Source organism: Micromonospora lupini str. Lupac 08, from assembly GCF_000297395.2.
Lineage (GTDB): Bacteria > Actinomycetota > Actinomycetes > Mycobacteriales > Micromonosporaceae > Micromonospora > Micromonospora lupini.
The window spans coordinates 7030869-7044924 of the sequence record NZ_HF570108.1; the positions used below are offsets into that span (position 1 = coordinate 7030869).

General features: G+C 73.1%; 15 protein-coding genes, 1 tRNA gene and 1 other RNA gene. 9 read left to right on the forward strand and 8 right to left on the reverse strand.

The features are described 5' to 3' along the window. Positions 1–81: 81 nt before the first annotated feature. The 3 genes from MILUP08_RS33295 to MILUP08_RS33305 all read right to left on the reverse strand — a co-directional run bounded on the left by MILUP08_RS33295 (position 82) and on the right by MILUP08_RS33305 (position 1553). On the reverse strand, positions 82–486 hold the full coding sequence (locus tag MILUP08_RS33295) for a hypothetical protein (protein ID WP_237747218.1): 405 nt from the start codon (positions 484–486) through the stop codon (positions 82–84). Positions 487–642: 156 nt separating this feature from the next. Continuing rightward, positions 643–1236, reverse strand: coding sequence for a recombination mediator RecR (recR, locus tag MILUP08_RS33300; RefSeq protein ID WP_007466277.1), 594 nt, complete (start codon positions 1234–1236; stop codon positions 643–645). 8 nt (positions 1237–1244) lie between these two features. Continuing rightward, on the reverse strand, positions 1245–1553 hold the full coding sequence (locus MILUP08_RS33305; RefSeq protein ID WP_007466279.1) for a YbaB/EbfC family nucleoid-associated protein: 309 nt from the start codon (positions 1551–1553) through the stop codon (positions 1245–1247). 202 nt (positions 1554–1755) lie between these two features. Between MILUP08_RS33305 and MILUP08_RS33310 the strand changes: the two genes are divergently transcribed. After that, the gene (locus MILUP08_RS33310) at positions 1756–2433 is read left to right on the forward strand and encodes a DUF998 domain-containing protein (RefSeq protein ID WP_007466281.1); all 678 of its coding nucleotides are present in this window, start codon (positions 1756–1758) and stop codon (positions 2431–2433) included. Between the two features lie 98 nt (positions 2434–2531). Here MILUP08_RS33310 and MILUP08_RS33315 read toward each other — a convergent pair whose 3' ends face one another. Further along, entirely contained in the window at positions 2532–5636 is a 3105-nt protein-coding gene (locus MILUP08_RS33315; protein WP_007466283.1) for a DNA polymerase III subunit gamma and tau, read from the reverse strand. 207 nt (positions 5637–5843) lie between these two features. Further along, positions 5844–5933, reverse strand: an RNA gene (gene ffs, locus MILUP08_RS34245) — signal recognition particle sRNA small type. Positions 5934–6015: 82 nt separating this feature from the next. Between ffs and MILUP08_RS33320 the strand changes: the two genes are divergently transcribed. Further along, positions 6016–6100 (forward strand) — tRNA-Ser (locus MILUP08_RS33320). Between the two features lie 123 nt (positions 6101–6223). Continuing rightward, the gene (locus MILUP08_RS33325; protein WP_007466285.1) at positions 6224–7060 is read left to right on the forward strand and encodes a class I SAM-dependent methyltransferase; all 837 of its coding nucleotides are present in this window, start codon (positions 6224–6226) and stop codon (positions 7058–7060) included. Positions 7061–7140: 80 nt separating this feature from the next. Here MILUP08_RS33325 and MILUP08_RS33330 read toward each other — a convergent pair whose 3' ends face one another. Beyond that, complete coding sequence (locus MILUP08_RS33330) at positions 7141–7380, reverse strand: hypothetical protein (RefSeq protein WP_007466287.1); 240 nt, start codon at positions 7378–7380, stop codon at positions 7141–7143. A 197-nt stretch (positions 7381–7577) separates the two neighbouring features. Between MILUP08_RS33330 and MILUP08_RS33335 the strand changes: the two genes are divergently transcribed. Continuing rightward, positions 7578–8345 (forward strand): helix-turn-helix domain-containing protein, encoded by a 768-nt coding sequence (locus MILUP08_RS33335; protein ID WP_007466288.1) that lies wholly within the window; start codon positions 7578–7580, stop codon positions 8343–8345. Then, positions 8336–8527, forward strand: coding sequence for a DUF397 domain-containing protein (locus tag MILUP08_RS33340; RefSeq protein WP_007466289.1), 192 nt, complete (start codon positions 8336–8338; stop codon positions 8525–8527). The genes MILUP08_RS33335 and MILUP08_RS33340 overlap by 10 nt, the downstream gene beginning before the upstream one ends. A 35-nt stretch (positions 8528–8562) precedes the next feature. Here the strand turns inward: MILUP08_RS33340 and MILUP08_RS33345 are convergent, their stop codons facing one another. Further along, entirely contained in the window at positions 8563–9132 is a 570-nt protein-coding gene (locus MILUP08_RS33345; protein ID WP_007466290.1) for a TetR/AcrR family transcriptional regulator, read from the reverse strand. An 85-nt stretch (positions 9133–9217) separates the two neighbouring features. Here MILUP08_RS33345 and MILUP08_RS33350 point away from each other — a divergent pair, with 85 nt between their 5' ends. The 3 genes from MILUP08_RS33350 (at position 9218) to MILUP08_RS33360 (ending at position 11178) form a co-directional block, all read left to right on the forward strand. Further along, the gene (locus MILUP08_RS33350; protein WP_007466291.1) at positions 9218–9928 is read left to right on the forward strand and encodes an alpha/beta fold hydrolase; all 711 of its coding nucleotides are present in this window, start codon (positions 9218–9220) and stop codon (positions 9926–9928) included. A 108-nt stretch (positions 9929–10036) separates the two neighbouring features. Beyond that, complete coding sequence (locus MILUP08_RS33355) at positions 10037–10591, forward strand: hypothetical protein (RefSeq protein WP_007466292.1); 555 nt, start codon at positions 10037–10039, stop codon at positions 10589–10591. A 92-nt stretch (positions 10592–10683) separates the two neighbouring features. After that, the gene (locus MILUP08_RS33360; RefSeq protein ID WP_039909139.1) at positions 10684–11178 is read left to right on the forward strand and encodes a thioredoxin domain-containing protein; all 495 of its coding nucleotides are present in this window, start codon (positions 10684–10686) and stop codon (positions 11176–11178) included. 146 nt (positions 11179–11324) lie between these two features. Here MILUP08_RS33360 and MILUP08_RS33365 read toward each other — a convergent pair whose 3' ends face one another. Continuing rightward, positions 11325–12935 (reverse strand): carboxylesterase/lipase family protein, encoded by a 1611-nt coding sequence (locus tag MILUP08_RS33365; RefSeq protein ID WP_007466294.1) that lies wholly within the window; start codon positions 12933–12935, stop codon positions 11325–11327. A 183-nt stretch (positions 12936–13118) separates the two neighbouring features. Between MILUP08_RS33365 and MILUP08_RS33370 the strand changes: the two genes are divergently transcribed. Beyond that, the gene (locus tag MILUP08_RS33370) at positions 13119–14054 is read left to right on the forward strand and encodes a TetR/AcrR family transcriptional regulator C-terminal domain-containing protein (protein ID WP_007466295.1); all 936 of its coding nucleotides are present in this window, start codon (positions 13119–13121) and stop codon (positions 14052–14054) included. Positions 14055–14056 lie beyond the last annotated feature (2 nt).

Here is a 14056-nt window from a genome sequence, read left to right on the forward strand (position 1 = left end):
CGGCCAATACATCGAGCGACACATGAATCCAACGCCGCCACGCGAGCCGTCGACGCCGGGTGTCGACGACCTCGGGGCGTGTCAGGAGGGCGAAGGCCAGGCCACGGGCGGTGGGCAGTCCACCAGCCGCTCGACGACCGAGCCCGCGGTGGCCGTACCCAGGTCGTGGAAGCTCACGCGGTGGCATGCGGCCACGCTGCCCACGCCGAACAACGTGCCGAAGGGGGCAGTTCCATACACGGTCACCACCAGGCCGGGCGTCCGGTGAACCTCCCGAACCTCAACCCGGGCACCCTCCGCGACCGCCGCCAACCGTTCGTCGGTAGGTGCCGGATCGCCGGCGGCGACCACCGCGGCGCCGTACGCCTGGGCGGCACGGGTCACGTCGGCTTCGGCCCCGGCCTCCTTTGCGTGGCTGTCCGCGGCCGACCGCCGGCTCCCCACCTCGATCGCCACGGTGACGCCACCAAAGACCAACGCCAGCACGGCCACCAGCACCGCCGGGGCCCAGGACCGCTGGGCCGGCTGCCGCGTCGCCACACGCCACCTCCAGAGATACGCCGGTGGGCCCGCGCTCGTCACGCGGGCACACCGGTTCCACTCAGTTGTAGCCACCGCCGACAACCGTGACGGTGTACGAGGTCAGACGGCCCGACGGCCCTCGAAGGCCCGGCCCAGGGTGATCTCGTCGGCGTACTCCAGGTCGCCGCCCACCGGCAGCCCACTGGCCAGCCGGGTCACCGCGATCCCCATCGGCTTCACCATCAGCGCCAGATAGGTGGCGGTCGCCTCACCCTCGGTGTTCGGGTCGGTCGCCAGGATCAACTCCCGGACCGCGCCGCCGCTCAACCGGGTCATCAGCTCGCGGATGCGCAGATTGTCCGGCCCGATCCCCTCCAGCGGATTGATCGCGCCGCCGAGCACGTGGTAGCGACCACGGAACTCACCGGTCCGCTCGATGGCCACCACGTCCTTGGGCTCCTCCACCACGCACAGCACCTCGTCGGTGCGGCGCTGGTCGCGGCAGATCCGGCACTGCTCGGACTCGGCCACGTTGTAACAGGTCGTGCAGAAGCGCACCAGCTCCTTGACCTTGCGCAGCGCGCCGGCCAGCCGGGTGACGTCGGCCGGGTCGGCCGACAGGACGTGGAACGCGATCCGCTGGGCACTCTTCGGGCCCACGCCCGGCAGTCGCCCCAGCTCGTCGATCAGATCCTGGATGGCGCCCTCGTACATCTGCCGGCTCAGAAACCGGGCAGGCCGAGGCCGCCCATGCCGCCGGCGACCGGACCCATCTTGCGCTCGGTCAACTCGCGCGCGGCCTCGGCGGCGTTGTGCACGGCCGCGACCACCAGGTCCTCGAGCGTCTCCACGTCGTCCGGGTCGACGGCCTTCGGGTCGATCTTGATGGCCTTCAGCTCGCCGGAGCCGGAGACCGTCGCGGTGACCAGCCCTCCGCCGGCGGTGCCGGTCAGCTCGGCCTCGGCCAGCTCGGCCTGGGCGGCGGCGATCTGCTGCTGCATCTTCTGCGCCTGCTTCAGCATCTGCTGCATGTTCGGCTGTCCACCTGGGCGCACGGATGGCTCCTTCTCGCACTCGTCTGCTCGGCCGCCGACCAGCCTAACCGCTGGGACCGACCCCGCCCCGCCCGGTGCGTCCGCCCACGCCGAGCCCTCCGGGTACGCCTACCACTACCCCGAACCGGCCATCTGCGGGTAGTGCGCCGGGTGCCACCGCGCTGGTGTGCTCGACGGCATGAACCTCAACCGCACCGGCCGCGTCGGCGCGCTCTGCTGGGTGGCGGCCGTACCGATCTTCCTGGTCGCGAGCCTCGTCACCGGTCTGCGCTGGCGCGACCCGGCCTACAGCTGGGCCATCCACAACATCAGCGACCTCGGCAACGCGCACTGTGGGATCTGGGACACCACCCGGCCCCGCTACGTCTGCTCCCCCTGGCACCCGCTGATGAACGCCGCGATGCTGGCCACGGCCGTCCTGCTCGCCGCCGGGCTGCTGCTGACCTGGCGGCTCCTCGGTCGCGGCATCGTGGTGCGTTCGGCGCAGACCCTGCTGCTGCTGGCCGCCGGCGGGTACGCCCTGGCGGCCCTCAACCCCGCCGACGTCGACGAGAACCGGCACGTCCTCGGCGCATTCCTGATCATGGGAGTGGGCAACGTCGGCCTGCTCATCGCCGGCTTCGCGCCGAACACCACGGTGCTCGGCGGGTGGCGAGGGCTCACCCTGGCCGCCGGGCTCACCGCGCTCGCCGGGACGGTGCTGTTCTTCGCCCAGCAGGGCCTCGGGATCGGTGTGGGCGGCATGGAACGCGTGGCCGTACTGCCCTTCCCCGTGTGGGCCTGCTGCCTGGGTGCGCTGCTCACCGAAACCCCCGCCGACCGGCCGGCACGCAACCGCTCGGCCGCAGCGACCTAGCGTGGCAGAGCGGCACGGGCACGGCGATCGTTGGCACCTCAGCGGGGCGCTACTCGGCGTGTCGAGTCGCTCAGCTGCCAACGATCAGGGACAAGGATCTAGCGGGCGTCGACCTCGTCGATCTTCTCGGCCCCGAACGTCTCGCGCAGCAGCCGTACCGCCTGCTCCTCGCTCGACTCCCGGGCGGTCTTCTCGTCGATGACCTCGTCCAACGGCTCGTCGCCCGGGTCGAACCCCTCGTAGGTGGGGGTCGCCGCCGGTGCCGCGCCACCCGGCCGTCCGCCGCGCTGCGGGCCGTCGAAGTCCGGGTCGTAGGGAGGCTCGCCGGCCCATTCGGCGTCCGCGACGGGCCGGGCAGCCGATGCGGTACGCGGACCGCGTCCCGCCGCCGCCGCGCGAGCCGCGGCGATGGCGCTGCTCACCGGGGCGCCACCGGCTGTCGCCGGCTGCCGAGCCGCCGGTGTCGGGTTGGCCGCCCGCGCGTCCGGCCTACCGGTCGTCGAACCGGTGCCACCTGGCTTGCCGCCGTGGGAGCCGTTCGAGCCGTTCGCCGCGCCTGGGCCGGCGGGGCCGCCAGCACCGTTCGTGCTGACCGGCGTGAGTGCCGAGCCGGAATCGCCCGGGACACCGTTGCCGGTGGCCGCGCCGCCGGGCCGGGCGGCTTCCGGCCAGTCCTCGTCATCGGTGGCTGGGGCATCGGTGGCTGGGGCATCCGTGGCGGGGGCAGGAGCGTGGCCGCCGGGACGGGCCGCCTCCGGCCAGTCATCCTCGTCGGCAACCGCCTCGGCGGGCTGCCCGCCGCCCTGGCTACCCGCACCGTGGCCGGCGGACCCGCCCGCACCGGCGCCGCCACGCGAACCCCGGCCGGCAGTACCTGTCGAACTCGCTCCGGTGAACGCTGCGTTCGTCGGGCCGCCGGCGGCGGGCGCGTTCGGCGAGACGTGCGCGTTCATGGCGGGCGCGGCGTACGCGTTCGACGCGCCGCTAGCCGGGCCGGCACCCGGCGCAGCCCCGTGCGCGTTCGACACGCCGCCCGTCGGGCCGGCGCTCGCCGCCGCGCCGTGTGCGTTCATCGCGGGCGGGGCACTCGTCGGACCGGCAGCGGGCGCGTTCGACGCGCCACCCGTCGGACCGGCATTCGACGCAGCGCCGTGTGCGTTCACGGCGGGCGGGGCGCTCGTCGGACCGGCAGCGGGCGCGTTCGGTGGGGCAGGCGGCGCGGCCGCCGTGGTCGGAGTGGTCGGCTGGGAGCGTTGCGGGCCGGACAGCGACACGCCACCCCGCTCGCCGGCCACCTCGCAGCGGATCTGCCAGCGTCCGCCCAGTTCCTCGTAGAGCGCGTCGGTCAGCACCGCCGCGTGGTCGGCCATCATCTTGGCCAGCACTGTGGACTTCACCGTCAGCACCAGCATGTCGCCGTCGAGTTCCCGCACGACCGCGTCGCGCATGAGGGCGGCGATCCGCTTGTTGGTCCGGTTGACCTTGCCGACCACGTCGGGCCAGACCCGGCGGACCGCTACCGCGTCAAGCGCGGCGGCCGGCGCTCCGGGGCGGGGCGGCACGGGTGTCGCCGGGTCGGGCAGCACCGCCGACGGCGGTACCACGCGACGCGGGGCCGGCGAGCCGGCACCCGGTCCGGCGGGCGAGACGGATGCGGCCGGGTCAGCGGAGGTCGACGCCGCGACTGCCGACGCGCCGGGCGATGCCGGAATCGGTGAGTCGGCCCCCGAGGGCGCGTACGAGGCCGGTGCGCCCGAGGCACGAGCGCCCGAGCCCGCAGCGCCCAGGGCGGCAGCATTCGAACCCGCCGAGCCCGAGCCGGCAGCGCCCGAGGCTGAGGCGGTCGGGCCTGCCGCGACTGTGGGCCGCGCGCCCGGGGTCGGGGACGCGGTCGGGTCGACGTCCCAGGGCGGTGCGGAGGTCGGGGCGTTGGCGGGTGCCGGGGTGGCGGCAGCCGGGACCGGAGGGGCGTGCTGTGGGCGTACTCCCGGGTGGGCCGCCGGCGCGGAGCCGGCGGCGGCCGACGGCGCGTCGGTGCCGCTCAGGGTGAGCCGGCGCTCCATCCGTTCGAGGCGCTGGAGCAGGCCGCCTGTGGAGTCGTCCACGCCGGGCAGCAGCATGCGGGCGCAGATCAGCTCCAGCAGCAGGCGGGGTGCGGTGGTGCCGCGCATCTCGACCAGGCCGTCGTGCACGATGTCGGCGCAGCGGGAGAGCGTGGCCGGGCCGAGCTGCGAAGCCTGGGCGGCCATCCGCTCGATCTGGTCGGCGGGGCCGTCGATGAGGCCCTTCGCGGCGGCGTCCGGCACCTGCTGGATCACGATCAGGTCGCGCAGCCGTTCCAGCAGGTCCGACGCGAACCGGCGCGGGTCGTGTCCGGCCTCGGCGACCCGGTCGACGGTGCCGTACGCGGCGGCGCCGTCACCGGCGGCCAGCGCGTCGCACATCTCGTCGATAAGCGCGGCGTCGGTGACCCCGAGCAGCGCGGCGGCCCGTGCGTAGCTGACGCCCTCCGGGCCGGCGCCGGCGATGAGCTGGTCGAGCACGGAGAGGCTGTCCCGGGCGCTGCCGCCACCGGCGCGGACCACCAGGGGGAAGACCGCAGGCTCGACGGCGACGCCCTCGGCCTGGGTGAGCTGCTCCAGGTACGGGCGGAGGACCTTCGGCGGGATCAGCCGGAACGGGTAGTGGTGGGTCCGCGACCGGATCGTGCCGAGGACCTTCTCCGGCTCGGTGGTGGCGAAGATGAACTTGACGTACTCCGGGGGCTCCTCGACGAGCTTGAGCAGGGCGTTGAAGCCCTGGGTCGAGACCATGTGCGCCTCGTCGATCACGTAGATCTTGAAGCGGCTGCTGGCCGGCGCGAAGAAGGCGCGCTCGCGCAGCTCACGGGCGTCGTCGACACCACCGTGGCTGGCCGCGTCGATCTCGATCACGTCGATCGAGCCCGCGCCGTCGATGGCAAGCGAGCGGCACGACTCACACTTGCCGCACGGCTCCGGGGTGGGGCCCTGCTCACAGTTGAGCGAGCGGGCCAGGATCCGGGCGCTGGAGGTCTTGCCGCAGCCACGAGGGCCGGAGAAGAGGTAGGCGTGGTTGAGCCGCCCGCTGCGCAGCGCCTGCGACAACGGCTCGGTGACGTGCTCCTGCCCGATGACCTCGGCGAAGGTACGCGGCCGGTACTTGCGGTAGAGCGCCAGCGTCACTCGTCCCGCCTCCTCTCGACCGAGCCATTCTGCGCCGGTCGGGCGCGGGTGACCACCCACCCCGCCGGGGCAGCCTGGTCAGCGCGCGTTGCGGGCAGCCTGGTCGGCGCGCGTTGATCGACTCGGCTTCCTGGAAATCGGGGTGTCCGCGTGCCCGGGATGCCCCGACATCAGGGATGTCGAGTGGATCAACCGGCCCGCAGACGAAAAGGCCTCCCGTGCACCCGGCAGAGCTCGCTTATCCTTGCTGCCTTCCGGCCCTGGGGAGGTTCACGAGATACCGCCGCACGGGAGGTGACGCCAACCCTACCCGACGGCCCGTCGATCTTCAGGGGGTGGTGGGGTGGCCCGGTCGGCGGGGGCCTGTATCCTGGCTCGCGGAGGATTCGCCTAGAGGCCTAGGGCGCACGCTTGGAAAGCGTGTTGGGTTTACACCCTCACGAGTTCGAATCTCGTATCCTCCGCTCTCTTGAGCAGGAAGAACGACAGGGCCGGCCCCCACGGGGACCGGCCCTGAGTCGTCCGCGGACGCGTCCTCGACCGAATATCGGTCGGCCCGGCTTCACCCCTGTGGTCTCATCGACGGCGTGGCTGACACGGCGTGGGAGTGGGACGAGACGTTGTTCGCGGGCAGCGCACGCCACTACAGCGTGGGCCGGCTGCCCTATCCACCCGAACTCGCCGACGCGATCCGCGCCGCGCTCGATCTCGACGGGACCGGCCGGCTCCTGGATGTCGGCTGCGGCCCCGGATCGTTGACGCTGCTGCTCGCGCCGCTGTTCGAGGCGGCGGTGGGGGTCGACCCCGACCGGGGCATGCTCGCCGAGGCGCAGCGCAGAGCCGTTACGGCCGGGACCACCACCGTCGAGTGGCGGCACCTCCGGGCCGAGGCGCTGCCGGCCGATCTGGGTACGTTCCGGGTGGCCACGTTCGCGCAGTCGTTCCACTGGATGGATCGGCCCCTCGTGGCCCGGCGGGTGCGGGACATGCTCGGGCCGGACGGGGCCTGGGTCCACGTCGGCGCCACCACGCACCAGGGCGTGACCGGGGACGACCCGCTGCCGTACCCCCGCCCGCCCTGGCCGCAGATCAACGAGCTGGTCTCGCGCTACCTGGGGCCGGTCCGCCGGGCCGGTCAGGGAACCCTGCCCTCGGGCACTCCCAGCGGCGAGGGGGAGATCATGCTGGCGGCGGGCTTCACCGGCCCCACCCGCATCACCGTCGAACAGGGGATGGTCGTGGAACGCTCGGTGGACGAGATCGTCTCGGCGGTGTTCTCGCTGTCCAGCTCGGCACCGCACCTGTTCGGCGACCGGCTCGCCGCCTTCGAGGCCGACCTACGCGAGCTGTTGACGGCGGCGGCGCGGGACGGCCGCTTCGCCGAGCGGCGACAGGACGTGGGCGTCGTCATCTGGCGACCCTGAGCAGGCCCTCACCCCCGCGCGCTCGTCCCGGCCAGGCCGTCACTCCGCGCGCTCGTCACCGCGAAGCCCTGCGCAGGCCTTCACCCTCGGGCGCGGGCCCAGGAGAGGAAGCGTTCGGTGAGCCGGGCCGGGTCGACGTCCCGGAGGTGTTCACCGGCTTCGGCCTGGAGCGTCGCCAGGTAGACGGTCAACGCCAGCCGGTCCTGCCGGTACTCCCCGAGCAGCCGCAACTTCGCCGCCGAGCAGGGCCAGGCGATGCCGCACGCCGCGCAGCGCCAGGTGGGACGGGTGGGCAGGTGGTTCCGGTGGCGGCGGGGCATGGGCGGGTCTCCTTCGCGGTGGAAGGGGCCGCCCCGCCCTCCCCGTCGGGGCGGCCCCTGACTGACGTCGGCCGCCGGGCTGCTGCGCCTCCACCGACCTCGCCGTCTTCTGTGGACCACCCTGGGGCGCGTAATCGGACAAGTACACCCCGTAGCTATATGGTCTTCAGATATTCGAGACATCCGATGGAGGAGCCATGAACGACGCGCTGCGGGTGGCGCTCAACGACACCGGCCACACCACCGAATCCCTCGCCGAGACCGTCGGTGTCGACCCGAAGACCGTGGCGCGCTGGTTGACCGAGGGGCGCATCCCGCATCCTCGGCACCGGTTCGCGGCAGCGGAAGCCCTCCACAAGGACGTGTCGGACATCTGGCCGGACACTTCAAGACGTCGTGACCCCATCTGGTTTCGTCCGTGGCAGGAAATCGAGCGCGAGGCGGTGTCGCTGCGCTCGTACGAGTCCACGGTCCTGCCGGGGTTGCTCCAGACCGAGGCGTACGCCCGCGCGGTGCTCGGCGGCGCGGGCCTGATCCCCCGCGGTGAGATCGAGCGGCACCTCAGCGTGCGGCTCAACCGGCAGGGCGTGCTCAAGCGGGACGACCCGCCGCAGTTCACGGCCGTCATCGACGAGGCGATCCTGCACCGGCCGGTGGGCGGCCGGGCGACCATGCGCGAGCAACTGCTGGCCGTCGTCGCGGCGTGCGCGGAGCCGCACATCCGGGTGCACGTCGTGCCCAGGGCGGTTGGGGCGTACGCCGGCCTCAACGGCCCGTTCGTGATCGCCCACAGTCACGACCACCGGGTGGCCGGCTACCTCGACAACCAACTCCAGGGACAAGTGGCTAGCGACCCGGACGACATCGCGGCCATGATGGCGGCATGGGAGAACGTGCGCGGCGAGGCGCTGTCCCACCGGCAGTCGGTCGATTTGATGACGGAAGTGGCGGAGACATGGAGCTGAACGGCGCCCGGTGGCGCAAGAGCAGCCGCAGCAGCGGCAACGGCGGCAACTGTGTCGAGGTCGCCGACAACGTGCCCGGCGTGATCGGCGTACGGGATTCCAAGGACCCGAGCGGGCCGGCGCTCACCTTCGGGCCGACGGCCTGGCGCGCGTTCGTCACCCACCTCCCCCACCGCGCCTGACGGCCCACCGCCGTAGGCCACGGCCGGCGGCGGTGTCAGCGGAGGGAACCGTCGAGCAGGGTGAGGAAGGCTCGGTACGCCTCGGCCGCCCGGTCGTGCTCGCCGGTTGCCCGATCGTCGAGCAGGAGCCCGCGCGCCACTGCGAGGACCAGCGTGGCCAACACGTCCGGCGAGGCGTGGCCGTCGGCGCGCAGTCCGGCGGCGATCGTGGGCAACCAGTCGTGCACCGCCATCGTGGGGAAATCCGGCCACGGTGTCTCGCTCGGCGGCAGGGCGTGCACGACGCTGAACAGGCGTGCGTAGCGGCTGCCCCGCGGACCGGAGAGCGTCGTCCAGGCTGCGGCGAGGGTGTCGACGTACCGGGTGTCGGGGCGGTGGCGCAGCGCCTCGTCGAAGAGCGCCCGCTGCCGCCGCCGGGCCTCGACCAGCGCGGCCCGGACCAGCCGGTCCTTGGTGGCGAAGTGGTAGATCAGCATGCGCGGGCTGACCCCGAGCGCCGTCGCGACAGGCGTCAGGGAGGTGACCGGGAGGCCATGCTCCAACAGGTGGTCGACGCAGCCGTCGAGCAGCCTGTCGCGGATCTCCGGCTGCGGTCGACGTCCCACACCGCCACTTTTTCACGTAACGATCGATACGTCTAACGTCGAAGGCGGGGCGACCCGCCGAGGGTTCGCCGGACGGGAGACGGTGATGACTGTTGTCTTCGTGCACGGTGCCTGCGTCCGCGACGGGGAGTGGTGGTGGTCGCGGGTCGCCGCCGCGCTGCGCGCCGACGGCTTGGACAGCGTCGCGGTCCGGCTACCGAGCTGCGGCGAGGTGCCGGGCGCCCCGGCCGACTTCGCGGCGGACGTCGCGGAGACCCGTCGAGTACTGCGCGAGGTCGGGCCGGCGGTGCTGGTGGGGCACTCCTACGGAGGCGTGGTAGCCACCGAGGCCGCCGTCGGTGGCAGCGAGGCCGTCGGGGACGTGCGCCATCTGGTGTACGTCAGCTCGTTCCTGCCGGACGTCGGCCAGTCCCTTGCCGATCTGGGCCCGGGTGAGCCGGCCCCCTACCTGGACTTCTCGCCGGACGGCACATTCGGCGTACGGCGCGAGTCGGTGCACGACCTGTTCCTGTACGACTGCGACGAGCAGGCGGCCGAGGGCGCCGTCGCCCGACTGACCCGCCAGTCGGCAGCGGTGCTCACCGCCCCGGTGCAGCATGCCGGCTGGCGTCACCGACCGTCGACGGCGATCGTCTGCGCCGGGGATCGTGCCACCCCACCGGCGCTGCAACGTGCACAGGCCACTCGCGCCACCCGCGTCGTCGAACTGCCCACCGGCCACCACCCGATGCTCTCGCACCCGCATCTGCTCGCCGCCGCCCTACGCGACGTGGCCCCGACACCGAACCAGCCGTAACGGCGACGGCGGCACCGGCGGCCGCACCGGTAGCGTGCCAGGGACCGGCGGACCCGGAACCCGTCGTACACATGTTCTATCCACAGGCTGTGGACGGCGGAGGGTTCGATGGGTTACCAGCTCAGCGCGGTGGTCGCGGACGCGGACCTGCTCCGCGAGCAGACCGCCGAGCTGGATCACGCGGTCCTGGGCGAGCTGCGGCAGGACTTCGCGCTGCTGCCGATCACTCCGCAGTTGGTGGTGGAGCTGACCGGGTCGCTGCCGGACTATGCGACCGACGATCCGAGCGCCGCGCAGCCCTTCGAGCTGGTGCTGTCGCCGGCGCTGGTCGAGCCGCTGGCACGCTGGTCGCGGTCGGGGCCGGTGGCGTACGTGGAGGCCGAGTTCGGCGGGGGCGTCGGTCACCAGTCGGCGGCGGTGTGGTTGGGCGGCGCGCTGTCCTGGGGTCCGTGCTTCGACGACGTTCTCGACGTGCCGCGCGAGGAGTGGCCGATCAACGCGGCGCTGGTCCGGCTCGGCGTCGAGCGGGGGGCGTGGATCGATCCGTTCGCCGAGGTGGGCCTGCACCTGGAGCGCAACACCGACGGGTGGCTGGCGCACGGGCGGCGGCGACTCAGCGCCGACTACTGGGACGAGCTTGTCGAACAGTGGGAAAACCAGTAATCCGGCGACGGGCAGCAACTTGAGCGGCCCCATCCCGTTGGGGACTGGGGGATTCCATGAAATTGCGACAATTCGCGTTTATTGCCATGCTGCTGGTTGCTGCCTCGATCGCGGGCAGCGGTACGTCGTCGCCCGGCCCGATGCCACCGAACCGGCCCGCCGGCAACGTCGAGGTCATCGACCTGAAGGGCCTGCGGAACATCGAGTTCGGCGACACCGAGGCCGAGCTGACCCGCCGGGGCGTCCTGCGTACCGACCTGGACGCCTGCGGACCGGTGCTCACCGGCCACGACGCGGTCAGCCCGGTCTTCGTCGAGGACAGACTGGTGCTGCTGTGGGTCGGTGACCCGATGCGCACACCGGAGGGCATCACGGCCGGCTCGCCGATCGACGAGGTCTGGGCTCGCTACCCGTCGGTCACGCGGCTGCCCGCTCCACAGGGGACGCACCGGCTCGACGGGCTGCTGGCCCGCAGCGGCGACCGCGCGTACCTCTTCCTGCACGACGGACGCACGGTCCGAAAAACCATCGCCGGGTACGCCGACTGGGCCCGCCGCCTCTTCGACGAAGGTGCCGGACCCTGCTGACCCGTCCGACGCGATCGGGACGCCGGACCCTGCTGACCCGTCCGACCCGATCAGGGCGCCGGGCCCTGCCGTCCCGGCCGGCACACGCCCCGGCGCGACGGGCGGCGGGCGGCGGGTCCGTGGTGGACCGACCGCCCGACCCGGCGTCAGCCGCGCAGCGACCGCCAGAAGTCGTACGAGTGGGTTGCCGCGAAGTCCGTCGTGCCCGACCCACCGCCACCGGCCAGGACCCGCACGTACGGGGCGTCGGCACGCAGTCGGGGCCACCCGGGCCGACCCGTGCGGGCGAAGTCGCTCCAGGCGCGCACCATCTCGGCGGAGAGCCGTCGCTGGGTGGGCGTGAGCGCCTCGGCGTAGTCGACGCCGAACAGGTAGGGCAGTTCGGCGCAGTGGTACGCGCCGGTCGGGAAGGTCGGCTCCGGCCCCTCGGTGAAGAACGGCGCGTCCTCGTCGGCGAACTCGTACACGTAGGTCGGCGCCCTTCGGGCGAACGCCAGCGCCGCGGAGTAGATCGGCTCCGCGTACCCCTGATCGGTCCACACGGCCCCCAACGCCTCGCTTGCGGAGCGCGTGTCGTCGCTCGGATAGCGGGCCAGCACCTCCTCGGCCCGGTCGCCGAACATGGCGCGTACCTGATCGCGGTACTGGTCGTCGGTGAGCCGGCACGACTCGGGCTCCTGCCCCGGCGCGGGCGGCTGGGCGCAGTTCATCCCGCTGCGTTCCATCCCCCACACCTGGAGCGTGGACTCGTCGCGGTTCGTCCCGGTCAACACCGGCACCTGGTGCAACCGGCCGCGGGCCAGCGCGTCCGCGGGATCCGCCGGCAGGGTACGGCCGTCGACGGCCGGGCCAAGGTCGACGCCCACGCCCGGGTAGCCGACGGCGTCGACGAGCGTGGCGGTGTCCCGCCCCCGGAGGCAGGCGGCGAGCGCACCGGGATCGGTGCAGCCCACCCGCCCAGCGAGCTCCTGCGCCGCCTGGACCGCCTCCGACCGGGACTGGACCGGGTTGGCGCACGAGTTGCTCTGCATGATCGCGCGGTGGAACAGGCCGGCGGAACCGGGTGCGGCGAGGTGGGCGCAGACACTTGTCGCGCCTGCGGACTGGCCGGCCAGGGTGACGCTGCCCGGATCTCCGCCGAAGGCCGCCGCGTTGCGCCGGACCCAGCGCAGCGCCGCCTGCTGGTCCTGCAACCCGTAGTTGCCGGTGGACCCGTCCGGACCGGCCAGCGCCGGATGCGCCAGGAAGCCGAGCGCACCGAGCCGGTAGTTCACCGTGACCACGATGACGTCACCCTCGGCGGCCAGCCGCTCCCCGCCGTAGACGTCGCCCTGGCCGAACCGGAAGTCGCCGCCGTGCAGCCACACCAGCACCGGTCGGGGCGTCCGGGCGGAGGTGCGCGGCGTGGTGACGTTGAGGTAGAGGCAGTCCTCGGACGCCGACGCTTCGTCCATCGGCAACCCTTTCAGTTGGGCGCAGGCGGCACCGGGCCGGGTCGCGTCGCGTACACCCGTCCAGCGCGGGCCGGGTCGTGGCGGGGCCCAGCGCAGCGCGCCCAGCGGCGGGCGCGCGTACGGGATGCCCTCGAACGTGCGGTGGTCCGCCGCGACGGTCCCGCGGAGGGCGCCCTGGTCGGTTCGCACCACGGCCGCGGCCGGACGGCCGGCCGCCACGGCCGGGCCGACGGCAGTCGCCGCCGCGACGAGCGCGGCCGCGACGAGCGCGACGACCCACCGGCGGTACGGGATGCTGGTCATGACAGTCCCCCATCGTTGAATCATGTACGGCGTACACGCCGTCTGTGGGGAGCATGTCGGCTCGGGGACGGGGCGGCCAGATAGCTCTAGTGCACCTGTCGACACCCGCCAGGAAGGGCCGGAGGACGGCTCCCGGTGCTCTAGTGCGCTAGGGTCAGGTTCCGGCCGAGGGGAAGAGCGACGGTGACGGAGATCGACGAGTCCACACCCCCGTACCTGCGGATCGTCGCGGAGCTACGGCGGCGCGTCGCGTCGGGTGAGCTGGGCCCCGGCGACCGGGTGCCGTCCACCCGCCAGATCGTCCGGGAGTGGGGGGTCGCCATGGCGACCGCGAGTCGCGCCCTCACCGTGCTCCGGCAGGAGAACCTGGTCCAGGCCGTGCCCGGCGTGGGCATGGTGGTCTCCGGCTCGCCGACGGCGCCGCCCGCTCGGTCCGGCCGGGCCGAGGCGCGGCGCGGCCCCGCCCACGGGGTGACCCGCGACGAGGTGGTCCGGACGGCCATCGGGATCGCCGACTCCGAGGGGTTGGCGGGGCTGAGCATGCGGCGCATCGCGACCGAGTTGGACGTGCCGACCATGTCGCTGTACCGGCAGGTCCGCGGCAAGGAGCATCTGCTGCTGCTGATGGCGGACGCCGCTTTCGCCGCGCATCGACTGCCCGACACGTTCCCGCCCGGATGGCGGGCCCAACTGGAGCTGCTCTGCCGGCTGCAGTGGTCGATCTACTGTCGACACCCCTGGCTGGCCCAGGTCGTCTCGCTGACCCGCCCGCTGATGGCGCCCAACGCCGTCGCGCACACCGAATGCGCCCTGCGTGCCCTCGCCGGGTGCGGCCTCGACCCGCACACCCAGTTGCACCTGGTGACCGCCCTGGCCAACCACGTACGGGGCACGGCGGTGAACCTGCAACAGGGGGCCGAGGCGGAACAGGACACCGGCCTGACCGACGACGAGTGGATGGTGGCCCAGGCCGACGCCCTGGGCCGACTGCTCGCGGCCGGCGAGTTTCCGCACCTGACCCGGCTCTCCCGGTCGGCGATCGACCTCAACGCCGACAGCCTCTTCGAGTTCGGGCTGCAACGGCTGCTCGACGGAGTGGCGGCGCTCGTCCGACGGTGAGC

Coding starts and splice junctions, on each gene's coding strand:
- recR (WP_007466277.1), bottom strand. CDS start 1,236: ATGTACGAGGGCGCCATCCAGGATCTGATCGACGAGCTGGGGCGACTG.
- MILUP08_RS33305 (WP_007466279.1), bottom strand. CDS start 1,553: ATGCAGCAGATGCTGAAGCAGGCGCAGAAGATGCAGCAGCAGATCGCC.
- MILUP08_RS33310 (WP_007466281.1), top strand. CDS start 1,756: ATGAACCTCAACCGCACCGGCCGCGTCGGCGCGCTCTGCTGGGTGGCG.
- MILUP08_RS33330 (WP_007466287.1), bottom strand. CDS start 7,380: ATGCCCCGCCGCCACCGGAACCACCTGCCCACCCGTCCCACCTGGCGC.
- MILUP08_RS33335 (WP_007466288.1), top strand. CDS start 7,578: ATGAACGACGCGCTGCGGGTGGCGCTCAACGACACCGGCCACACCACC.
- MILUP08_RS33340 (WP_007466289.1), top strand. CDS start 8,336: ATGGAGCTGAACGGCGCCCGGTGGCGCAAGAGCAGCCGCAGCAGCGGC.
- MILUP08_RS33350 (WP_007466291.1), top strand. CDS start 9,218: ATGACTGTTGTCTTCGTGCACGGTGCCTGCGTCCGCGACGGGGAGTGG.
- MILUP08_RS33355 (WP_007466292.1), top strand. CDS start 10,037: ATGGGTTACCAGCTCAGCGCGGTGGTCGCGGACGCGGACCTGCTCCGC.
- MILUP08_RS33365 (WP_007466294.1), bottom strand. CDS start 12,935: ATGACCAGCATCCCGTACCGCCGGTGGGTCGTCGCGCTCGTCGCGGCC.